Annotated in this window: 11 protein-coding genes; all 11 read left to right on the top strand. The window is 46.5% G+C overall.

Features of this window, described 5'->3' with window-relative positions; translation table 11 throughout:
• Positions 1-19 precede the first annotated feature (19 nt).
• Positions 20-1918 carry a RagB/SusD family nutrient uptake outer membrane protein gene (locus tag ACOIT5_RS01695; protein ID WP_423128738.1) on the top strand — a complete coding sequence of 633 codons (1899 nt, stop codon included), beginning with the start codon at positions 20-22 and terminating at the stop codon, positions 1916-1918.
• 30 nt (positions 1919-1948) lie between these two features.
• Positions 1949-5065 (top strand): SusC/RagA family TonB-linked outer membrane protein, encoded by a 3117-nt coding sequence (locus tag ACOIT5_RS01690; protein WP_423128737.1) that lies wholly within the window; start codon positions 1949-1951, stop codon positions 5063-5065.
• 37 nt (positions 5066-5102) lie between these two features.
• The gene (locus tag ACOIT5_RS01685) at positions 5103-7310 is read left to right on the top strand and encodes a RagB/SusD family nutrient uptake outer membrane protein (RefSeq protein WP_423128736.1); all 2208 of its coding nucleotides are present in this window, start codon (positions 5103-5105) and stop codon (positions 7308-7310) included.
• A gap of 198 nt (positions 7311-7508) precedes the next feature.
• The gene (locus tag ACOIT5_RS01680; RefSeq protein WP_423128735.1) at positions 7509-10016 is read left to right on the top strand and encodes a T9SS type A sorting domain-containing protein; all 2508 of its coding nucleotides are present in this window, start codon (positions 7509-7511) and stop codon (positions 10014-10016) included.
• A 60-nt stretch (positions 10017-10076) separates the two neighbouring features.
• Complete coding sequence (locus ACOIT5_RS01675) at positions 10077-11975, top strand: beta-L-arabinofuranosidase domain-containing protein (RefSeq protein WP_423128734.1); 1899 nt, start codon at positions 10077-10079, stop codon at positions 11973-11975.
• Positions 11976-12022: 47 nt separating this feature from the next.
• A complete protein-coding gene (locus ACOIT5_RS01670) occupies positions 12023-13255 on the top strand; it encodes a hypothetical protein (protein ID WP_423128733.1) in 1233 nt (410 codons plus the stop codon).
• Positions 13256-13351: 96 nt separating this feature from the next.
• The gene (locus ACOIT5_RS01665) at positions 13352-14239 is read left to right on the top strand and encodes a ComEC/Rec2 family competence protein (RefSeq protein WP_423128732.1); all 888 of its coding nucleotides are present in this window, start codon (positions 13352-13354) and stop codon (positions 14237-14239) included.
• A 31-nt stretch (positions 14240-14270) separates the two neighbouring features.
• Positions 14271-16688, top strand: a complete 2418-nt coding sequence (locus ACOIT5_RS01660; protein ID WP_423128731.1) for a family 78 glycoside hydrolase catalytic domain — start codon at positions 14271-14273, stop codon at positions 16686-16688.
• A 45-nt stretch (positions 16689-16733) separates the two neighbouring features.
• On the top strand, positions 16734-18896 hold the full coding sequence (locus ACOIT5_RS01655; RefSeq protein ID WP_423128730.1) for a DUF5722 domain-containing protein: 2163 nt from the start codon (positions 16734-16736) through the stop codon (positions 18894-18896).
• A gap of 86 nt (positions 18897-18982) precedes the next feature.
• Positions 18983-20791: a hypothetical protein gene (locus ACOIT5_RS01650; RefSeq protein ID WP_423128729.1), complete on the top strand. Its 1809-nt coding sequence runs from the start codon at positions 18983-18985 to the stop codon at positions 20789-20791.
• 50 nt (positions 20792-20841) lie between these two features.
• Entirely contained in the window at positions 20842-24087 is a 3246-nt protein-coding gene (locus ACOIT5_RS01645; protein ID WP_423128728.1) for a glycosyl hydrolase, read from the top strand.
• Positions 24088-24128 lie beyond the last annotated feature (41 nt).

The following is a 24128-nucleotide window of genomic DNA, read 5'->3' as shown; positions in this document are numbered from 1 at the left end:
TCCTTAAATCAATGAAATTATGAAAATTAAAAACATATATGTTGCACTTATCGCATTGATATTGGCGCTGAGCTCCTGTTCAGAGGCATTGGATATGGCTCCTGATGGCAAACTGACGATGGATGATATTTTTGCAGACAATGATAAGGTGGGAGCTTTTTTGAACAGCTGTTATTCGAATATGCCGGTTAAAGGAACCCGCTATTTCTTTTGGTCGCGTGGACCTGTTGTTTGGAGTGATGAAGCATGGGATACCGATGCCGAAGCGGAATCATGGATTATGGCCGGTCGGATGTATAATGGTGATGCTTCTGCCGGTAGTCACCCCATCACCAATATAAGCGCTGATGCAGGAAACGGAGACTATTGGGCCAGGTACTGGAGTGCAATCAGAAACTGTACTTTGTTTATCGGCAGAATAAATAATGCAACTGTAACAAATCCGGCCGACCGTAAGCGTTGGAAAGCCGAAGCACATCTTCTGCGTGCATATTACTACTCCGAATTGTTGAAATGGTTCGGGCCCGTTTTGCCAATTGAACGTGAACCCTATGACTTGGCAACTGATTTCTCATTGGTTGAGAAGGCAAGTTATTACGAGGTGGTGAAGTTTATCATGGAAGATTGCGATGTGGCACTTGCTACAGACGAATTACCCTGGAGAATTACGATAGGCAGTGAAGCCGGGCGCGTAAATAAAGCGATGGCTGAAGCTATTAAATCCAAGATGATCCTTTTTGCTGCGAGTCCCCTGAATAATGGGGGAAATAATTACTGGCAAGAAGCCTATACAATCAACAAAGCTTCCTTAGCGAACCTCAGATCACGTGGGTTTGAATTATACAACAAGGTAAATTTTCCTCAAACCTATCTTTCGGATGTTGCCTTTTTAGGACCGGATAAGGACGAATATACAGCTCTTTATAACGAATACTTTACGCAAAACATGAGCTATTCCTCGACTCCGGTGGACAAGGAGACCCTTTATCAGAGTCGCGATGGTCAGGGAAATATTTGGAATATCGATGGTATTGGTTCTCAGGACGGGTACAAATCGGGAACTTGTCCTTCACAGGAACTGGTTGATGCTTATGAAACAATTGATGGTAAGCCCATCCTGAATCTGGCAAATCCGTATCTGGACGAGCGCCATTTACAGCCCAATTACAATCCGGGAAATACCCTTTATAATCCGCAGGATCCATATAAAAACAGGGATCCCCGTTTTTATGCTTCCATTTATTACAATGGATCCAAAAGAAAGTGTCTCTGGAATTTTGCTGAAGCGCCTGAATCATATGAGAATTATCCCGCGCCAATTGGTAACCGGACAAGGATTATTGCCACCTATGTGGGTGAGCCGCAAACCGGAATCAGCGCTTCTGTTCGGAGGGCAACCCGGACCGGTTACTATGAACGGAAGTTTCTACACCCGAATTCAGGGAATGATAATCCGGTAGGCGGAGCAAACTGGAAACTTTTCAGATTAGGAGAGGTGATCCTGAATTTTGCTGAAGCCGCCGCTGAAGCCGGACAATTAGCTGAAGCTGAAGCGGCAGTGAATGAAATCAGAAACCGGGTTGGAATGCCCGATCTGCCGTCATCATTGCCCAAAGAGGAACTCATCCTTCGTATTCGTAACGAACGCAGGGTTGAGCTGGCCATGGAGGAGAACCGTTACTTTGATGTGCGTCGCTGGTCATCACCCACAGGCGATCTTTCAAAAACAGACAGATGGATCACTGCTGCAGAGATTATCAGAAATGCAGATGGCACCTATACTTTTGGCCGCCGTACCGTACGCTCTACGGAACGGAAATGTTATACCAACAAATTTCTATGGGTACCGATGCCACTCAACGAGGCTAATCGCCTGAAGGCGATTACCGGTCAGGATTGGCAGAATCCGGGTTGGTAGTAAAATAGTAACGGACTAAAATGAATAATCATGATGACACACAATAATTTAATTCTAAGAATAGTTGTTTTGTTCGCGTTATTTTGCTCCTGGGAGGGATCTCTTAACGCGCAACAGCTATCAACCTCCATTCAGGGAAAGACTTTTGATGAATATGGAAAGCCCCTTACCGGAGTTGTGGTAATCACCGAAAACGGTACGAACGGGACAATTACGAATGCAACCGGCGAATATGTATTGGAATTGGCTGACGGCGACGAATCGCTCATTTTTTCACTTATTGGTTTTATTAAGCAAGAGGTCGTTATTGGCGGAAAATCTCAGATTGACGTTTCACTTCAGCGGGATGTACATGGGCTGGATGAGGTAATTCAATTGGGATACTCTTCGCAGTTGCGTCGCGAAATCTCAGGATCTGTGGCGACCGTAAGCGGAACAGAACTTGAAAAGTCTCCGGTTGCCAACCTGACACAAACTTTAGCCGGACGTTTATCCGGCCTGATAACGCAGGAAACCTTCTCCGAGTTGTCACGGGCAAATACGAATCTTTTTGTCCGTGGAATATCGGCTGCACGAACTTCCGGCCCGCTTGTAATTATCGATGGGATTATCTGTGCCTATAACAGTAACCAAACTTTGGAGTACATTTCTGCGAGCGAAATTGAATCAGTGACGATTTTAAAAGATGCTTCAACCCAGGCGCTTTATGGGATTCAGGGAGCCAACGGATTAATTGTTGTTACAACAAAGCGAGGCACAAAAAGCGGCTTGCAGATTAATACCCGGTTTGATCAATCGTTACAGCAGGTAACAACAAAACCAACCTTTTATCACTCTGCCGATTATGCTGAGTTGAGAAATCAGGCTGCCTATAATGATGGTCTCGGACAGAATTACCTGTTCAGCAACCAGCAGATTGAGACGTACCGGTCAGGCGAAAACAGAGATCTCTATCCGGATAACAACTGGTACAATATGTTCCTGAAAGACTTTTCGCTCATGGAACGGGTTGGCGTAAATGTGACAGGAGGATCGCAAAAGGTACAGTTCTTTTCAAATCTGAATGTGATGCACCAGGGGGGACAGTTTAAAACCGATCAAACCAAGTACAACCCGAATGCTAATAATATCTGGATAAACTATCGTACAAATGTTGATATGATCCTGAATAAATATTTAAAGACCTTTGTGCGCTTAAGCGGAAATATTAAACGGGAAAGGACGCCTGGCTCCGCAAATTCGACGATATATAGCAGCCTGTTTCAAATTCCGTCTACCGTTTTCGGTCCGGTTACTCCTTCGGTGCTGGACGAAACCACCGGAGAAGTTATTGATCCGGGAGGTAAGGTGATTACGACCGAACGTGTTGGCTCTCCTACCTATGGAATGCTCAACAGGTCGGGTTACTGGAGGCACACGGTAACGAATATCACCTCGCAATTTGGTATTGATCTGGATATGAGCTTCCTGACGAAGGGTTTAAGTTTGAATAGTATTATGGCTTACCAGACCAATTCTGTAGGTAGTTTAGGAACAACTCAGGATTATGAGCGATGGATCAGAACAGACGATGCGAACTCACTTGATTTTATTAAAAAAGGAGAGCAAACAGATACTCCTCTGGCATACAGTAAGAGTCATTCCTTTTATTATCATTTAACCTACAAAGCGGCTTTAAACTATCAGCGGAATTTTGGCAACCACCAAATTACCGGATTGGGCTACATGTTTTATCAGAATCTGACAAAAGCCGATACCGGTTCTCCATGGAGTCTTCCGTATAACCGGGTAAGTACGGGCGCTGAAGCAACATACGGATATAATAACCGCTATTTTGCCAAGTTTGATGTTGGCTATTCCGGTTCGGAGCAATATGCACGGTCGCATCGTTATGCTTTAACTCCGGCGGTATCTGTGGCCTGGCTTGCTTCCAACGAGAGTTTCATGAGTGGAACAGACTGGCTTAGCAATCTTAAATTCAGGGCTTCCTATGGTAAAACGGCCAACGACCAAAGTGGTTTAGCCCGTTATGCCTATCTTGACAATGTAACGGCCTCAGGCGGTGGCCCTATCGCCTATCTTCAGTATATCGTTAATGAACAGCAAGTCGGTAATCCGTCAATCGAAGCCGAAATTTCTACAAAACAAAACGTTGGCGTGGACCTGGGCTTATTTAATGCACTGACTGTCTCGGTCGATATATTTAAAGAGCGCATGGAAAATATGGTTGTAGGAGCATATTCAACAATACCGCTTTACCAGGGAGTTCCATTAGGCAATTATCCAAAGACAAATTCCGGGATATTCGAAAACAAGGGATACGATATTAGCATCAATTATACGAAGTCGATCAATAAGGATTGGAGTGTTTTTGTTGGCGGGATGTTAAGTTATGCAAAGAATACGATTGTAAAATGGAATGAAGCGTTGCGGACCGATGATTATGCTTACCGGAAATGGGAAGAAAACTATTCGTTTGGGCAGGATTTTGGCTATTTGGTCGATTACAGTAACGGCAATGGATTCTTTAATTCACAAGCTGAAATTGACAACAGCAATCTTACTTATGGTTTTGGCACAGCTCGTGTGGGCGATTTGAAATATCAGGATCTGAACGGCGATCATAACATTGACGAACGGGATATGGCCCCGATTGGAAATGGATACCTGCCTCGTACCACCTATGCTTTCTCGGGAGGGTTTACCTACAAGTCGTTTGATTTGAGCTTTCTTTTCCAGGGAATAAGCGATTATTCTTCTATTTATGGCGGAACAGGCGTGTGGGAAACAAGCTACGATGGCGTATTTGGAGCATTGCACCGGAATGCCTGGACCCAGGAAAGATACGACAGCGGCGAAAAGATCAGCTATCCGGCTCTTTCATTAGCTAAATCGGTAAATCATGAAGCCAATGATTATTTGAGCTACAACAGGTCTTATCTGCGTCTAAAGAATGTGGAATTAACCTATACACTGCCGGCATCCTTCACAAAAGCGATTTCAGCGACAACAGCGAAAGTTATCTTCAGCGGACAGAACCTGATTACCTGGGACAAGATGAAATCTGATGATTTTGGTCCGGAAGGCAGCTACTCTTCATTTCCTGTTTACAGGGTTTACAACATCGGTGTAAGTGTTGTCTTTTAATGAATTGGGTGATCATTAACATGAAAAGAAAATGAGTATGAAAAAGTATAATATTATTGCATTCATCACGGTTATAGCGAGCTTTTTTATCTCGTGTAACGATGAATTGGATCTGCCCAGTGATGGTCGGATAACGATGGACCAGGTTTTTAGCGACTACAACAGGACGCGAGGTTATCTGAACTCCTGTTACGGATTCTGCCCTGCTCCATACATGGACCGGGCGTCATTTACCGACGAAGCGCAGGATGCTGACGATATTACGCCCGGATCGAGATTCAGTGCCTGGTATGCGGGAAGCATTACTTCATCAAGCTACCCATATTATTCGGTGGATGGTAGTCCGTGGGGATCTCTCTACCAGGGAATACGAAAATGTAACGTTTTTATCGAAAACATAAAGACGGCTTCGGTTTATGCTACAGAGGAAGTAAAAGCCGGTTGGGTAGCACAAGCCCGTACTTTGCGTGCCCTTTATTACTTGCAGTTAATTAAACGCTACGGAGGTGTTCCGATTTTTGATAAACCGCTGGAAATAGGGCATGATTTTTCACAGGATAAACGGGCCTCATTCTCCGAAGTTGTTACCTTCATTCTGGAAGATTGCGATGCGGCCCTGTCGGTTCCTGATACAGAAAATGGGTTTCACTGGGCCATTTATGACAATCAGTACGGGATCATGAGCCGGGCCGTTGCCTATGCGATTAAATCTCAGGCAGTAACATATGCTGCAAGTCCGCTGTGGTCCGACGGCACTTATACCTGGGAAATGGCAACCGAGATCAATGCAGAAGCGTTGTCTCAATGTTTAGCTCACGATTATAAACTGTTTGATGTTGAGCCTTCGTCTGATATTGCGCAAAATGCGTACGCCCTTTATTTCTTTACCAGTTCCAATGATCAACGCTCGGTGGATAAAGAGACAATTTACCAGCGCGGCGGACAAATGCAGGTTTGGAAGTATGCCGGTTTGCCAACCAATCCGGGCATGGAGAAAGCCGGGCCATGTCCTACACAGGATCTTGTGGACAGTTATGAAATGGCTAACGGCGAAATTCCGGTTACGGGCTATTCCGATGCCGGCAGGTTGAACCCGATTATAAACAGCGCTTCCGGCTACGATCCGGCAAACCCTTATGAAGGTCGCGACCCCCGGTTTTATGCTTCCATTTATTACAACGGGGCAGTTAGGAACTTGGGGCAGGTTGTTGACGATCGTGATGATACCTATAATCTGGACTTTACAGGCAGTATAAATCAAATGGATGTAACACAGGTTGCTGCCGGTTCATACGACTTGACAACTACAGGTGGAGACCCTTGGGTGATGCTTACACCGTTGTCTTCAGGTTTAAATAATCCGCCGTCGGTGGTATTTAAGTTCGAATACAAAAGTTCGGAGGTGGTTAATCCTCAGATTTTCTTTGGACCTGCACTGGCTGAAGCTCGTTCGATTAAACCGGCAGCCATAGCGAAAGCTACCGAATGGACTACCTATTCAATTGACATAACCGAAACGGTAAGTTCTTTTGGTTGGGGAAACGCGGGTGATAATCTCCGCTTCGACGTGGGCGTGAATTCAGGTGTTGTCATGCAGATCAAAGATATCCGGATTGAAGTAAAGAGTGCACCCGCAGGCGAGGTCGATCCTTCGGCTGTTCAAACCTTTGTTGGGGGAAACGAGGAAATATCGGAACTTAACCGGAAACATACCCGGACCGGATACTATTTACGCAAGTTCAATAACTTTAAATCAGGTCAAAGCAACGATGCTGACGGAGCCGTACGGTTGTTTCGTTTAGCTGAACTTTACCTGAATTTTGCCGAGTCTGCTTATCAATCAAACGGACCGGATGCTGTTGTTACTTCTGGAAGTTTCTCGATGAGCGCCCGGCAAGCGGTTAATGCGGTTCGTGCCAGGGTTGGTATGCCGGCGCTCCCGGCAGGGATGACAAAAGAGGCCTTCGAAAAGAGATACCGGAATGAACGGCGTGTAGAGTTGGCTTTTGAAGAACATCGGTTCTTTGATGTCCGCCGGTGGAAAATCCTGAACGAAACGGATAAGTTCATTACCGGGATGAGAATCACCCAGAACGGTTCAGGGCTGACATATACCCGGTTCAAATTTAAAGACCGGAACTGCTTTTCTGACAAGTACCTGATGTACCCGATTGATCAAAGCGAGGTTGATAAAATTATCGGAATTTCCGGTAGCGACTGGCAGAACCCCGGCTGGTTGGATTAATTTTCACAAACTTATTCTCGCAGGTTGATCGGTATTAACAACGACGATACTTGCTGCATGGACTATCGGGAACATGTTCCTGATAGTCCATAACTTAAATAATTAATCTGCTCAGGTGGGGTGGTCCATTTGTGCCAAGCTGATTTCAGTGTATTCCGGATTGTTATTTCAGACATCCCGGCTCAAATTATTCAAGACATGGTGATGAAACGAACTTCAGGTATATTTTTCTTTTTCTTTTGTATCGCAAGCCTGTTTGCTCAGGTTTCAGGTAATGGCGGGAACGGGCTTCCTGCAACCGATGCATTAGGCCGAAAATTGCTTATGAGAGAAGAAGCCGGAAGTTTACGGAAAAATAAATTTGTCGGGCTTTTTTACTGGACATGGCATACCGACGACATGGGCGGTTTCTCTCCGGTACTGAATATTACTGAAATCCTTGAAAGATATCCTGAGGCGGCAACTGATGCCGGTCATCCGGCCTGGCATGGTATTGTTGGCGGCGTTTTTTGGTGGGACGAACCCCTTTTTGGTTATTACCGGACGACCGATGAATGGGTTTTGCGTAAACATGCGGAGATGTTGGCTGATGCAGGCGTCGATGTTGTGTTTTTTGATTGTACGAACGGAAATTTCACCTGGAAATCATCCTATACCAAACTGCTGGAAGTTTGGATGCAGGCCCGGAAAGATGGCGTTCAAACTCCCCGCGTCGCCTTTCTTTTACCTTTTGGCCCTACCGACGGGTCCATGGAATCGCTCACCGAATTGTATAATGAACTTTATCAGCCTCAGCGATATAAGGATTTATGGTTTATGTGGCGCGGAAAGCCGTTGATGATGGCTTATCCGGATTGCATGAAAGCAAAAAGGAACAGCGCCGGGTTGAAATTTACAGCAACTTCACCTTTTTACGCAATCAATGCGACCTGTCCAAGCTGGGGAAACAACGTCGGCAACCTGACTTTCAGCCTGTATAAATGGCAAAATAATTATCATGAAACGGTGGCCGGAACTCCACTTGCAGAGAAAACTTTTGTCAATTTTACTGATAATGAAAAACTAAGATTAGCTTTTGATAAACTGGATGCGGGTACTTACCTTTGGGAATTGAGCAATGGAACCGAGAAGGTGGGGGTGTGGAAATATACCGAAACCAACGGTACTACAGAAAGCTATTTCAATGCAGTTCAGGTAAGCGGCAATTACGAAAGTGAGATTGCGTATTCTTCTGATTTGATCTTTACCGGATTAACTGCCGGAACAGATCATACCCCGGTACAAATACTTCAATCAGTAGGGCAACAAAAGGTAGATGCGATAAAGGCATTTTTTACATTTCGTCCCGGACAACCCGATTATGTGAACGGACCTTCAACAAACGATCAATGGGGATGGCTGGAAAACTATCCGCAGAATGGCTATGTTAAAAAAACGACGGGAGGCTATGAGCAGGTTCCCGTTGGAGTAGCGCAAAATGCGTCGGACGCCAGTGGCGGACATGCCAGCGGTTTTAATAATCCGCTCACTTACGGGCGCAGTTACACAAAAATTCACGGACAGGATGCGCGTCCCGATGCCTTTTTTTACGGATTGAATTTTCAGGAACAATGGGGGAGAGCTTTTCAACTTGATCCGGATCTGGTATTTGTGACCGGCTGGAATGAATGGGTTGCCGGGCGCTGGCTCGACTGGGATGTCAAACCTTTCGCTTTTGTTGACCAGTATTCTGCCGAAAAAAGCCGTGACATTGAACCGGTTAAAGTATGGGGGAATAAAGGTGATGTGTATTATCTGCAATTAGTCAGCCATATCCGGAAATTTAAAGGAATGCCCGATTCTGAAGTGGCATCTGCTCCCAAAACCATCATTCTGAACGACCGGACCTCCTGGAATGATGTAAAGCCGGAATTTCGTTCGTACAAAGGAAATGTGTTTCATCGCAATCATGCCGGGCAGGGGGACCAGCTGATTTACATCAATACCACCGGCCGAAACGATATTGTTCGGGCAAAGGTGGCCCGAGACCAGGAATATATTTGGTTTTATGTAGAAACAGCCGATCCGTTAACCGATAAGTCAGACTCAAAATGGATGCGCTTGTTTATCGACATCGACCGGAATAAAGATACCGGTTGGGAAGGTTACGATTTTATGATCAACCGGAATAGCCCCGCGGATTCAGTTATTGTTGAAAAAAGCAAGAAAGACTGGGAGTGGCACAAAACCGGAGCCGCTCAATATACCGTCGACGAAACCATCCTGGTAATCAAAATCAAACGCTCCCTGCTGGGGATTACCGATGACAATTTATTGGACTTCGAATTTAAATGGAGTGATAACATGCAGGAGGACGGCAATATCATGGACTTTTATGTCAACGGTGATGTTGCTCCCGGAGGACGGTTCAATTATCGCTGTTTTGTTAACGACACAGGCAAAATACCCAACGAGGCGGAGTCATTATTTCAGATTTACCCCAACCCGGTAAATGATGTGTTGAATATCGTTTTTCCCATAGGGACAGGGACTAATACTTTGCTCACCATCTATAATATCTCAGGGCAGGCGTTGTGGCAGAAAAGGTTCAGGGATTCGGTTTTTTCAGACAAACTTCCTGTTGGTTTTCTTAAAAGCCCCGGAATGTATATTGTCGAGTTAAAAAATCACGGAGAAAGCGAAAGAAAAAAATTCATTGTGAACTAACCTCTGATCATTGATTTGATGAAATATGAATGTAAAAGACAAGTAAACATGTATTTAACTGTGAGGAAATTGATAAAGAAAGGTCGTTTCGGTAATCCGCAAATAGTTGCCGCATTGTTGCTGGGATGTTTTGTTCTTGGAGCATGCAGAAATGCTGATCTGGTGAAAATTCAGGATCAGTTTACGCCACTGCCTGCAAACTCAATCCATTTTTCGGGTTATCTGGAGGACGATATCCGGAATTCGATAGACCACTGGAATAAGGGTGTGGTACCTTATGCCGCACTGGTCGAAAAATTCAGGTCGGGGAGATCGTTTTTCGCGCAGGGCGAGATGTGGGGCAAAGCTGTACGCTCCGGCTGTATGTTTTATCGCTATACGCAAGATCAGGAGTTAAAAAAAATCCTTCAGTCAACGATAGCGGATATGCTGACAACTCAACGCGAAAACGGGAGTATCAGTTGCTCGGAGATGAGTGAGCAGCCTGACGGACCGGGCGGCGACCTGTGGGAACGCAAATATGTGTTGCTTGCTATGGAAGAATATTACCGGCAGGTAGATAAAGATCCGGCTGTTTTGCAATCCATGATTCGTCAGGCCGATTGCATCATCGCGCAAACCGGTCCGGCTCCGAAAGTTCCGGTTGTCGACCAGGGCTGGAGCCCAAACCACATCGAATCAAGTACGATTCTCGAACCCGTTATGCGATTGTACAAGCTGACTGGTTATCAGCGTTATCTCGATTTTGCACGTTATATTGTCGAGGAAGAAGGTGGAGCCAAAGGTTTCAATATCATTGAGGATGCTTTTAATAATAAGGCTCCGGTAGAAATTGGAGGCGTTTATCCAAAAGCCTATGAGATGATGTCGTTGTTTGAAGGTTTGACGGAATACTACCGGGTTACCGGAAATAACAGATGGAAACAGGCCTTCATGAATCTGTATCACAGCATCCTGGAGAAAGAGATTACCATTATTGGTAACGGTGGCGGCGATCAACCCTATCATCCTGCGGTTTACGGTGAAGCTTGGGACAACACAGCGCTGGAACAAACCAATCCCGATATTCAACGCATGATGGAAACATGCGTAGGAGTGACCTGGTTGAAACTATGCAGTCAGATTTTGCGGTTAACGGGTGACCCAATGGCGGCAGATATGATTGAAAAATACACCTATAACGGACTTCTTGGCGCCATGAAACCGGAAGGAGACGGTTTTAGTTATGTAAATTTATTAAATGGGGTGAAAACAAATACAGTAGGCTGGGGAGGAATAGTCGACAGTGTTTATGTGACCTGCTGTAATCTGAATGGTCCAATGGGACTGGCTTATTTACCTTATGTTGCTGTTATGAATTCCGCTTCAGGTCCGGTGGTCAATCTTTATAATGCCGGGACAGCTATGGCATCAACACCAAAAGGGAATCCGGTAGCGTTGAACATCGTAACCGATTATCCCCTTTCGGGATCTGTAATGATAAACGTAGCGCCCAAATCTCCCGAAAATTTTTCCGTGAGCTTGCGCATTCCGACATGGAGTGAAACTACTTTGCTGAAGGTAAACGGAAAACCCGTTGAGGTCAAACCCGGAACCTATGCCGTAATTAACCGGGAATGGACGTCAGGAGATCAACTAGAACTGAATATCGATTTCCGTTGCCGGATTGTCGATGCACCAAAAGGCAGCAACCGTGCCGGAGATCATTTTCAGGCGTTGGTGCGAGGGCCGGTTGTTCTGGCACGCGACGAAAACATTGACGAACAATACCACGAGGCTGTTTCGGTGATTTCAAATAACGGGTACGTTGATCTTATCCCTGAAAACCCCCTTATCCCGGGAACCAGGATGCAGTTTCGGGTTCCGGTAAAAAACGGCGAAATCCGGATGGTCGATTATGCCTCGGTGAATAACTGGAACGGAAAGCACATTTGCACCTGGCTTCCTGAAGAATTGTAACCAATTGCATCGATCATGACAAACCAATTCAAACAAATTTGAACCGAATGAGACTATTTTTACCTGCAATTTTGATGTTCGTTGTCCTGGTTTCTTTTGGACAGCAACGGAAATCGGACTTTACCGATGAATTTCAGATTGGTATATTTTGGCCGCCGGTATGGGAGCACACCAACCAGAAACAATATAAGCGTATAAAAGAAGCAAATATTGGTTACATCCAAAATGTGTTGGGCTCGTTGCTCGACACCGAAGAACGCAATCTGAAAATGCTCAGCTTGTGCGAAAAGTACGGATTGAAGCTGTTTGTTGCCGATCCCCGCGTCAATGGGACGAAAGCCGATATCGGTGAAATGATCCAGGTGTACGGTGAGCATCCCGCAACAGCTGGTTATTACGTGATTGACGAGCCTCATTTCGATGGCATTGAAGCGGCTGCAAAAAAATATCAGATAATCCTGGAATTTGATCGGCAGGTGGTGCCTTACGTGAACTTGTTGCCACAATGGTCTTTACCTGATTACAGCTTGTACGTCACTCAATGGATTGAAACCTGCGGAAGGGAAAAACTGAAGTATCTGTCATTTGATTGTTACCCCTTTATGGCCGATGGTTCTTTCCGTGAATCCTATTATGAAAACCTGGATTTTATTCGTCGCGCCGGATTGGAAAAAGGAGTGAAAACCTCGTGTTACCTCCAGTCTGTTGGAATCCCCGGTGTTTACCGACGTCCCGGTGTAGCTGATTTGCGGTTGAATGTCTTCTCATGTCTGGCATACGGAATCAAAAACCTGGTTTGGTTTACCTACTGGACACCCACCAAGCGGGGAGAAGTTTTTACCAATGCCATTATCGACTCATGCGGACAAAAAACAGATCTTTATCTTCCTTTCAAACAGTTAAACCAACAGATGAAACAGCTGGGGAAAACGCTCATTGGGCTCGATGCCGTGAATGTTTTTCATACCGGAATAACGATTCCTGAAGATGGAGAAAGACTACCGTCAGATTTTGTTATCAAACCTGAAGATACTGAAAAGGAATTGATAATAAGTTGGTTTGAGCAAGAGGAAACACACCGTCCGTATGTGATGATCGTCAATAAATCTTTGGAGACGACAGAAATTGTCCGAATGATTATCGGTCCCGGAGTTAACGGATTGAAGGAAATATCTTCGGTTTCAGGAAAAACTGAAAACATTCGGTTTAACACGAACAGCAGAACAATGGAGCTGAAGTTGTTACCCGGTGAAGGGAAATTATACAGTTTGGTAGAATGATTGCCTGAACCCGGATAGTACAGGATGGAAAGAACTTTAATTTTCAAGTAATTCAATACATCTAACGCAGATCAGATCTGAAAAACAACTTAACCTATGAATAAGCCGGCAATGAAAATGAAATGGATCATACTAATTGCGCTCGTTTTGGGAACCCTTCCCGTCCTATCGAAGCAGAAACCCAATTTTACCGTATGGCAGCTTCCATCGCAGGTCAACACCATCGGAAACTCGTATGTTTTCAGGATGAACAATGGGAAAGTAGCCGTGATGGATGGCGGTGTAAAAGAAGAAGCGGCTTATCTGCGCGGATTCCTGGCTGCCCTGGGCAATCAGGTTGACGTCTGGTTTGTAAGTCATCCCCATCCCGATCACATTGGCGCCATAAACGAAATATTGAAAGCTCCGGATGATATCCGGATCGGGACAGTTTGCCATTCCGGATTTTCTGCGGCTTTTTGTGCATTGGAACCCGAATATCGAGCTGCTGCTTTGGATTTTTATGCCAATCTGAAAAAATCCGGGATTCCTGTTGTGGATGTTACCGAACCCGGTTTAATCATTCAACTCGACCAGACTACATTTAAAATACTGGCGGTAAAAAACGAAGACATCACCATAAACCCGTACAACAATTCAAGTATGGTCGTCCGGGTTTGGGATCAGTCAAAGTCCGTGGTTTTTTTAGGCGATTGTGGAAGTGAAGAAGGAGACAGGTTGCTGAATAGTCCTTTTCGGAACGAACTCGATTGCGATTACCTGCAAATGGCGCACCACGGGCAACGGGGCGTTAGTAAAGATTTTTACCGGACAATCCGGTTCAAAGCCTGTTTGTGGCCCAGCCCGTCGTGGGTGTACAACAACGATATTGGGGAAGGCTACAACACGCACACTCTGGAAACAGTAGAAATCCGGGAACTCATGGATTCGCTTGGTATAAAAACACACTATGTGAGCTGTGAAGGATTGTATAAGATTCAATGAAATGATTTAAACCAACTAAACGATGTATCATATGACAAAATCACTCTTCCTTTTGCTGCTTATTGCCACATGCCTCACCATCTCCTGCGAAAAGCAGGCTAACGTTCCGGGCCTTTCAGACCAGTCGGTATGGATTGGCGACTGCCAGCCTGTTTCTGCAGATGAGGTTTCCATGTACGAAAACCATCCGGCCCCGCTGTTTCGCAAGGAGTTTGAGCTCGACTCCGCGAAAATAGAAAGGGCGACACTTTATATTACTGCGGCCGGTTATTACCGGGCAAGTTTAAACGGCAAACGGATTGGTGATCGTTATCTTGATCCGGCCTGGACCGATTTCAGTAAACGGATCTATTATTCTGAATATGATCTCACCTCAGAACTGAACGCGGGAAGGAACTGTATGGGGCTTACCCTGGGCAATGGGTTTTACAATCCGCTGCCGCTGAAGATGTGGGGGTACCTGAACCTGCGGAATGCCTTACCAACAGGCAATCCAATGTTTACTGCCCGGCTGGTGGTGGAATATGCCAATGGAAAAACCGGGGAGTTATCAACCGACGATACCTGGAAATTTGCTCAGGGGCCCATCACTAAAAACAATGTTTACTTAGGCGAATGGTACGATGCCCGAAAGGAACTTCCCGGCTGGGATTTGCCGGGTTATGATGATTCGGACTGGAAAACCGCTTGTATGGTAGATTCACCGGGAGGAAAACTTCAGCCGCAGTTTTTTCCTTCGGTTAAAGTCACCGACCGGATAAGTCCGGTAAAAATCACAAGTTCCGGCAAAGGTGTCTATCTGGCAGATCTGGGAGTCAATTTTGCCGGAATTTATAAAATCAGGCTCATGGGAAATCCGGGCGATACCATCACGCTCAGGTTTGGGGAGCGGGTTTACGACGATGGCCGGTTAAACCCGATGACTACCGTTTGCGGGCAAATTAAGCAGGCCGGGGTTGGTGGCCCGGGAGCTCCTGATATTGCCTGGCAAACAGATGCTTATGTGTTCGGCGAAAAACGGGAGCTTTGGTATTCACCTGAATTTACCTTCCATACGTTCCGTTACCTCGAGATCAGCGGGTTGAAATATGAACCAAAAACCACCGATATCGAGGGATTGGCCCTGAATTCGGCTGTGGAGGCCTGCAATCATTTTGAATCTTCTTCCGAATTGCTGAATGCCATTCAGGAAATAAGCATCCGCACCTTCAAATCGAACCTGGTGAGTGTTCAGTCGGATTGCCCCGCCCGCGAGAAATTCGGGTATGGCGGCGATATCAACGCGGTTTCCGAATCGTTTATTTACAATTTTGATATGCACGGGTTTTACCGAAAAACAATTTACGACTGGGTGGATGCCATGAACGATTCTGTTTTTATCGATACGGCTCCCTTTGTCGGCCTTCAGTATTGCGGAATCAGCTGGGAGTCGGCATTTTTGTTTCTTCAGTATCAGCTATACCTGTATTACGGCGACCTGGAAATCGTTAACGAATTGTACGATTTCAACCTGAAATGGATGGAGAAAGCAGCTCGTTTGCACCCCGATTTGCTGGTTGACAACGGTTTGGGCGACCACGAATCGTTGATACCCGTTCCGGTTCAGGTGACCGGGACCAGCCATTATTTGCAGGCTGCAGGAGTGATGAAGAAATTCGCAGCCTTGATGGGCGACCGCGCCAACGAAACAAAATTCACTGAGCTGGAAACCGGTCTTCGACAAAAGCTGCAGGAAACATTCTGGCGTACTTCAGGGCTTGTGAACGAGCATATCAACAAACAAACTTTGTTTTCATCTTTACTGTATTCCGCTGCTATTCCGGAACATGAACGGCCGTTTGCGGTCGATTCGTTGATGGCTTCGGTAAAAAATGCAGAAAACGGCCATTTTATCACCGGGATTTTCGGCACCAAGTATATTTTGGAAGCCTTGTCGCAGGCCGGTTTAACGCAGGAGGTTTTTAATATCGTGAATAGCCGCGATTATCCGGGCTGGGGTTTCATGCTGTCGCGCGGAGCTACAACCTTATGGGAAACCTGGAAAGAAAGCGACAACACTTACTCCAATTGTCATCCCATGTTTGGAAGCGTTTCCGAATGGTTTTACCGCTGGCTGGGCGGCATTCGTCCCGACGAACATAATCCGGGCTTCCTGAAGTTTCTCCTGGAACCGCACACTCCTGAGGGGCTGAGTTATGTGAAGACCTCATACAAAACACCGTTTGGCGACATCAAATCAAACTGGGAAAGGTCGGATTCAGGCGAGATTACCTACCTGATTTCAATTCCGGCAGGAACACGCGCACTATTCAGAACGACCCGATCGGAAAACGGCGCTGTCACCATTTTTCATCAACAAAAAGAAACAAAAACCAATGAGGCTGATTATCAGGGAATTTATTTTGAGAAAGAGCTTGGCCCCGGCGATTATGTAATTGTAAAGAAGTAAGTATTTAAAGCGAACTTAAAGATTAATCAGCAAAACCAGGAACCTATGAAATTTGACCATCGGATACCGGACAGAGCGGTTACGTACACGTTGTTTATATCTGTTTTGTTCATTCTCTTTTCGTGTAAAAAAGACCTGCCGGGCGAGCCTGTCACGATTGTTAAATCCAATTATTTGAGTCTTCAGACCTCTTCGGCAAACCAGCTTGAGATTAATCCGAAGGGATCTTATCAATACGAATTGACTACTACCGGCGAAGATCCCTACGTGTCGCTGGTTCCGCTGACCAGTGCAAATCCGTCGGAACAGCTTGTTTTTACCTTCGAATACCAAAGCAACAGAGAGATCAGTGATCTTCAGATTTTCTTCGGACCGCCGATAAGCGAAGACCGGTCGGTTAAAACCGAAGCGCTTCCGGCAACAAGCGTCTGGCGCACCTTTTCGTTTGATGCAGGCGACGAAATCAAAAAGTTTTCCTGGGGAAATTCGGGTAATTTCCTGCGCCTCGATTTTGGCAATAAGTCGGGCGTGCTTATTCAAATCAGGAACATGCAACTGAGGGCCCGGAATGCTGCTGAGGAAGCTCTGGCAAAGGAACGCGAAGACCGGCTAGCCAATGACCTTCTGCTGGAATCCAATCTGAGCAAATACCTCTCATCGGGTTTTAGTTCGCAAATTTCCGATGTTCAGGCAGGTCCGTCAAACATCACCATTCGGGGAACTTTTTCAGGCGAGGGCGAGATCAGCCTGTGCGAAGTGGCGCCCTCTGACCAATTGACGCAGATCGAGAAATTCACCAACAGTTACCCCTTAAGCGAATCGTCTTTTGCAATCACCCTCGATCGTTTTGTGTCACGTAACGGATTCAGATACGATCGGCTGTTATCCAAATGGGTGATCGTCAAAAAAGGAACATCATCCGATGAAATTATTTCTCATGCCCGTTATGCCGGGCAGATCACACCCAATCAAACGATGAGCCCGCAACGGCCTTCCGGGAGAAAAGGTTTGGGAGGTTATGCTGCCGACCGCGGTTTTCAGACTGACCTGGACGATCTGCACATTACAAGCGCCACGGTAAATGTTGCGTTCACGGAATTCATGTACCTGCAATCGCGTTCCAATGCCATTACCCATTCCTATGGCGATAAAACATATTATTTCGACCGGACGAGGGTAGAAGCTCTTGACCGGACGATGCAGGCAGCCCGTTCAAAAAATATCGTGGTGGCGGCTATCATTTTGGTGCAAAATGCTTCGCAATGTGCTGATCCCGAAATCGGGAAATTGCTGCAACACCCCGATTACACCTCCGAAGGAATTTATACCATGCCCAACCTGACGACTCCGGCAAGCGTTAATTGTTATGCCGCGGCGCTCGATTTTCTGGCAAGTCGTTATTGCCGCAGCGATCATGCTTACGGGCGCATTCATCACTGGATTATGCACAACGAGGTGGATGCCGGGCTTTCGTGGACCAATATGGGCGACAAACCGATGTTGGTTTACATGGATACCTACATCAAATCGATAAGGTTGTGTTATAACATTGCCCGGCAATACGATGCACACAGCGAAGTATTTGGCTCATTCACCCATTCGTGGGCCGAGGCCGTCGGATCAAAATATTATGCCACCAAAAACATGTTGAAAACCTTAAAGGATTATTGCGATGCTGAGGGCGATTTTCAGTGGGGACTGGCATGTCATCCTTACCCGCAGGATCTGAACGAGCCGAAAACCTGGAATGATGCGAACGCCACATTTAGCATGAACTCGCCGCTGGTCACATTTAAAAATCTGGAAGTGCTGGACGCCTGGATTAAAAAGCCGGAAAATAAATACCAGGGTACCGAAAAACGGACACTTTGGTTATCTGAAAACGGAACCAATTCACGAACATACAGAGATATCGATTTGAAAGAACAGGCTGCCGGTTTTGCCTATGCCTGGAAAAAACTGAAAAATCTGGACGGAATCGATGCGTTCCAATGGCACAATTGGATTGATAACCGCTTGGAAGACGGATTACGGATCGGCTTACGCCGTTTTCCCGACGACGCGGCCGACCCGGGTGGACGGAAACCGGTTTGGTTTGCCTACCAGGCTGCTGATACCGGTCAGGAAGATGCCGTCTTTGATCCGTATAAAACGCTGATCGGGATTCAAAACTGGGATGAAGTGGCTTATGTCGGGCCAATCAATTAAGAGAGAGGTTGTTGTGCATCCCGGCTTATTGAAATGATTGACAAGTGACACTTAAAAAGAAAAATTAAACCAACTAAATAATAACCATGACTAAGAAAAATCTAATCGGATCAATCGTAGCGGCAACAATAGCTTGTTGTTGGTTTGGGCCATCGGCAGCTCAGCCGGTCGTTAGCGACCAATGGGCAGCAACAGATGCTCTTGGGCGGAAGGTACGCAACTACCAGGAGGCCGGAGAAAAGAAGAAAGACAAGTTTATTGCCATGTTTTACTGGACCTGGCACCAGGGAAACGATGATACTACCTACCAGGTGAAAAACATCACGGAGATTGTTCGGCAGTATCCTGAGGCGATGAAAGATTACCACCATCCGGCCTGGGGTACAAAGCGACCGGGATTCTTTTTCTGGGAACAACCATTGCTGGGATACTATAAAACAACCGATCCGTGGGTATTGCGCAAACACGCCGAAATGCTGGCCGATGCCGGTGTTGATGCCGTTTTTTTCGATTGCACTAACGGCAGCCTGACCTGGCAGGATTCATACGAAGCCTTGCTGAAAACCTGGGACCAGGCTCAAAAAGATGGGGTAGATGTACCGAAAATAGCCTACATGCTGCCGTTTGGCCCGGTTCCCCACTCGCTGGTCTCACTCCGGCAGCTGTACCGCGATGTGTACAAACCAGGGAGATATAAAAATCTGTGGTTCATCTGGAAAGGTAAACCCTGTATCATGGGTTATCCCGACAACCTGACTGATTCGGAAGAAGACCGGGAGATTGCCAATTTCTTCACCTTTCGTCCGGGGCAACCCGACTATGTGGATGGACCGAAAAGAAACGACCACTGGGGATGGCTCGAAAATTACCCGCAACATGGATATGTGAAAGGCGCTGATGGAAAATATGAACAGGTAACCGTGGGCATTGCCCAAAACGCCTGTCCCGAAACCAACGGGCATTGCAGCGCATTTAACCTGCCCGGATCATTTAGCCGCAGCTTCAGTCAGCGAAACGGTTTCGATCCCCGGGTCGACGGATATTTGTACGGGTGGAATTTCATGGAACAGTGGGAACGTGCTTTTGAACTTGACCCGGAGCTGGTTTTCGTGACCGGTTGGAACGAATTTATTGCCGGGCAGTGGCTTCCGGAACATAGCTGGACAGGCGATCCGTTTTCGTTTGTCGACCAGTTTGACTGGGAGCGCAGCAGGGACATTGAGCCCAACAAAGGCTGGGGAGACAAGGGTGATGTATATTACCTGCAGCTAACCGACCAGGTGCGTAAATTTAAAGGAATGACTGCCCCCGAAAAAATATCTGCCCCCAAAACCATTAAACCGGGCAAGCAGGGTCAATGGGATGATGTTACACCGGATTATCAGCATTACCGGGGAAACACGATCCACCGTGACCACCGGGGCCGCTACGACCAGTATTACCGGAATAACACCGGAAGAAACGACATTGTAAGGGCCAAGGTCGCACGCGATCAAGCAAACATTTACTTCTACGTAGAAACGGCGGAAGCGCTTTCACCTAAAACCGACGGTAACTGGATGATGCTTTTTATTGATGCCGACCGCGATCAATCAACAGGCTGGAACGGCTATGATTTCATTGTTAACCGGGTGGGCCCGGGCAAAAAAGCAACCGTGGAAAAAAACCTTGGAAACCGCTGGGAGTGGGAAAAAGCAGCCGACATAAGTTATGCGGTTAACGGAAACAAGCTGGAACTGGAAATCCCCCGGAATATCCTGAATTTGGTTGGAAAGAGCGTTGACATTGAATTCAAATGGAACGATAACATGCAGGAAAACGGGAATATCATGGATTTTTATGTTAATGGAGATACGGCCCCCGGCGGACGTTTCAATTTTGTATATGCCGAATAAGTAAGCAGGTAAAATCAGGTGAAACTAACAAATCAAAAAAATCAATATAGATGAAAACTGCTTTATCGTTAATCGTCTTTTTTTTAGTCGGAGTGGCGCTGCTTGTCTCTTGCGGGCAACCTCAGAGTGCAGAATCCACCAGGGAAATGGAAACTGTTTTTGTCAATCCGCCCGATTCGATCCAAACCAGCGTTTACTGGTACTGGATTTCGGATAATATTTCGAAAGAAGGGGTTGAAAATGATCTGGAATCGATGAAAGAGGCCGGCATCAACCGGGCTTTTATCGGCTACATCGGGCAGGATGATGTGCCTTACGGGAATGTAAAAATATTCAGCGACGAATGGTGGGAGATCCTTCATGCCGCGCTTAAAAAAGCGACCGAATTAAATATAGAAATTGGCATCTTCAATTCGCCGGGCTGGAGCCAGTCGGGCGGCCCGTGGGTGCAACCCAATGAAGCCATGCGTTATCTGGCTACTTCGGAATTGCGTGTAAAAGGCCCGCAAAAACTTAGTCAGAAACTGGAAAAGCCGGTTGAGCCTTTTCAGGATGTGAACGTAATTGCCTGTCCCGAACCAAAATTCTACGGGCAGATTTTTGATTCTGAAACAGGACGGATGACTTCTTTACCAAACGTAACAGGCTTGTCGAAGCTGACCGATAAAAACACTGCCACCGGGCTTAACTTCCCGGCAAACGGTGATTTCACCGTCGATTTTGAAGCAAAAGCGCCTTTTACAGCACGCAGCCTCTCAATTATTTCCATCGAAAAACCAATCAACAACCCGGCTCTGCTTCAGGTGAAGGAAAATGACGGAACTTATCGCACGATTTCCGAATTTCAGATTGACCGGTACAATGCCGCTTTAAATGTAGGTTTCGATCCTTATGCTCCGGTTGTGGTTTCATTTCCTGCTGTTACGGCAACTTCATTCCGGCTGGTCGTGAAAAATACCCATCCGGGAATTGGCCTGGCTGAAGTGGAATTGTCTTCAGCGCCACAAGTGGAACGTTTTCCTGAAAAAACAATGGCCAAAATGTATCAAACCCCGCTTCCTTACTGGCACGAATACCAGTGGCCACAACAAGCCGAACCTGATGATCAATCGACTGTGATTGACGCTTCGAAAGTTGTTGATCTGAGCAAAAACCTGGCTTCGGATGGCACATTAAGATGGGATGTTCCGGAGGGAAATTGGATAATTCTTCGTACCGGAATGACGCCAACCGGAGTGACCAACGCCCCGGCATCGCCCGAAGCAACAGGTTTGGAAATCGATAAAATGAGCAAAAAACACGTGGAGAAGCATTTCTACGCATACATTGGCCAGATATTGAAGCGTATTCCCAAAGCCGACAGAAAGACGTTTAAAGTGGTGGTGCAGGATAGTTATGAAACAGGGGGACAGAACTTTACCGACGATTTTCTGGTTGAGTTTAAAGAAAGATACGGGTACGATCCGATTCCGTTTTTGCCGGTCTTCCAGGGATTTGTCGTAAACAGCCAGTTGGAATCCGACCGCTTTTTGTGGGACATGAGACGTATGGTCGCCGATAAAGTGGCTTACGATTATGTGGGAGGTTTACGGGAGGTAAGCCACAAATACGGACTGCATACCTGGCTCGAAAATTACGGGCACTGGGGATTCCCCGGCGAGTTTTTGATGTACGGCGGACAGTCGGATGAGATTGGCGGTGAATTTTGGAGCGAAGGCGAGTTGGGAAATATCGAAAACCGGGCGGCTACTTCCTGCGGGCATATCTACGGGAAAACAAAGATATCTGCCGAATCCAATACGGTTGCCGGAGGTTCCTTCAGCCGGTACCCGGCCAGTTTTAAGCAACGGACGGATCGTTTTTTTGCAGAAGGAATTAACAATACCCTGTTGCATGTATACATCTCGCAAGCTTATGAAGATAAAAATCCGGGGGTGAATGCCTGGTTTGGAAATGAGTTCAACCGGAAAAACACCTGGTATCCCCAGTTGGATGTTTTTGTTGATTACCTGAAACGTTCGAATTACATGCTTCAGCAAGGGTTGAATGTAGCTGATGTGGCTTATTTTATTGGCGAAGATGCCCCAAAAATGACCGGAATTACTGATCCCGGACTTCCCGTGGGTTATCAGTTCGACTACATGAATGCTGAGGTAATTGAGAAATACATGACGGTGAAAGACGGTTTGATGACGCTGCCACATGGCACACAATACCGGATTTTGGTGTTGCCCGGGCTGGAGACCATGCGCCCCGAACTGCTGGCAAAAATCAGGCAGCTTGTTAACGAGGGTGCCGTTGTGCTTGGTCCGGCGCCCAAGCGTTCGCCCAGTCAGCAAAATCAGCCCGGGGCCGATCAGCAGGTTGCCGAAATGGCTGCTGAATTGTGGGCTGATGTTGACGGAGAAAAAGTGAAGTCGCGCCAATTCGGGAAGGGCATCATCATGAACGGGATGAATATGGAGGAAGCTTTTGAGCTGATTGGCTGTGTTCCCGACTGCAAATTGCCCGACGACCGCTCTGTTCATTTCGGCCACCGGGCAATGGATGGTGCTGAAATTTATTTTATAAGCAACCAAACCAACGAAACCAGGCTAATTACGCCTGAATTCAGGATCAAAGGCTTGCAACCCGAGCTTTGGGATGCAACAGCCGGATCGGTGCGGGAGCTTCCTGCTTACGGGCAACTTGAAAACACAACATCGGTTCCTCTTAAGTTGGCTCCTTACGAAAGTGTATTTGTTGTGTTCCGAAAAAAGGCGGGCAAATCCAAGGCACAGGGAGTGGAGGCTAATTACCCGGAACCAACGGTTCTCGCAAATTTAAACCAGGCGTGGAAAGTCCGGTTTGATCCCTCGCAACGCGGACCTGAAGAACCCGTGGTTTTTGATAAACTGATCGACTGGGCACAATCTTCGGATGAGAGAATCAGATATTATTCAGGATCGGCTTCCTACGAACAGACCTTCAGCATCGACGGCTTGGCAACCGGAGAAAATATACGACTTAGCCTGGGCGATTTAACAGCCATGGCAAAAGTTTATGTGAACGGAAAATATGCAGGCGGTATTTGGACGCCTCCCTATCAACTCGATATGACTGATCTGGTAACTCAAGGTGAAAATACGCTTCGGATTGATGTGGTAAACACTTGGGTGAACCGGCTCATAGGTGACTTAAACCTGCCCGAAGACCAACGAAAAACATGGTGCCCGGTCAACGAGTACAAGGCCAATAGTGCGTTGCAACCCTCGGGCTTATTCGGACCAGTAAGGGTTGAGAGGGTGAAGTACTAATGTCAAGTCAACAGAAATCAGGCAGAAGGCAAACGTTTAAT

It is taken from the genome of Gaoshiqia hydrogeniformans (genome assembly GCF_049347105.1).
GTDB classification, from domain to species: domain Bacteria; phylum Bacteroidota; class Bacteroidia; order Bacteroidales; family Prolixibacteraceae; genus Gaoshiqia; species Gaoshiqia hydrogeniformans.
This window is presented reverse-complemented; position numbering and strand designations above follow the sequence as displayed.

Excerpts from the sequence above, each read along its gene's own strand:
- ACOIT5_RS01695 (WP_423128738.1), top strand. The coding sequence starts at position 20 with ATGAAAATTAAAAACATATATGTTGCACTTATCGCATTGATATTGGCG.
- ACOIT5_RS01650 (WP_423128729.1), top strand. The coding sequence starts at position 18,983 with ATGACTAAGAAAAATCTAATCGGATCAATCGTAGCGGCAACAATAGCT.
- ACOIT5_RS01670 (WP_423128733.1), top strand. The coding sequence starts at position 12,023 with ATGAGACTATTTTTACCTGCAATTTTGATGTTCGTTGTCCTGGTTTCT.
- ACOIT5_RS01690 (WP_423128737.1), top strand. The coding sequence starts at position 1,949 with ATGATGACACACAATAATTTAATTCTAAGAATAGTTGTTTTGTTCGCG.
- ACOIT5_RS01680 (WP_423128735.1), top strand. The coding sequence starts at position 7,509 with ATGGTGATGAAACGAACTTCAGGTATATTTTTCTTTTTCTTTTGTATC.
- ACOIT5_RS01645 (WP_423128728.1), top strand. The coding sequence starts at position 20,842 with ATGAAAACTGCTTTATCGTTAATCGTCTTTTTTTTAGTCGGAGTGGCG.
- ACOIT5_RS01660 (WP_423128731.1), top strand. The coding sequence starts at position 14,271 with ATGACAAAATCACTCTTCCTTTTGCTGCTTATTGCCACATGCCTCACC.
- ACOIT5_RS01665 (WP_423128732.1), top strand. The coding sequence starts at position 13,352 with ATGAATAAGCCGGCAATGAAAATGAAATGGATCATACTAATTGCGCTC.
- ACOIT5_RS01685 (WP_423128736.1), top strand. The coding sequence starts at position 5,103 with ATGAAAAAGTATAATATTATTGCATTCATCACGGTTATAGCGAGCTTT.
- ACOIT5_RS01655 (WP_423128730.1), top strand. The coding sequence starts at position 16,734 with ATGAAATTTGACCATCGGATACCGGACAGAGCGGTTACGTACACGTTG.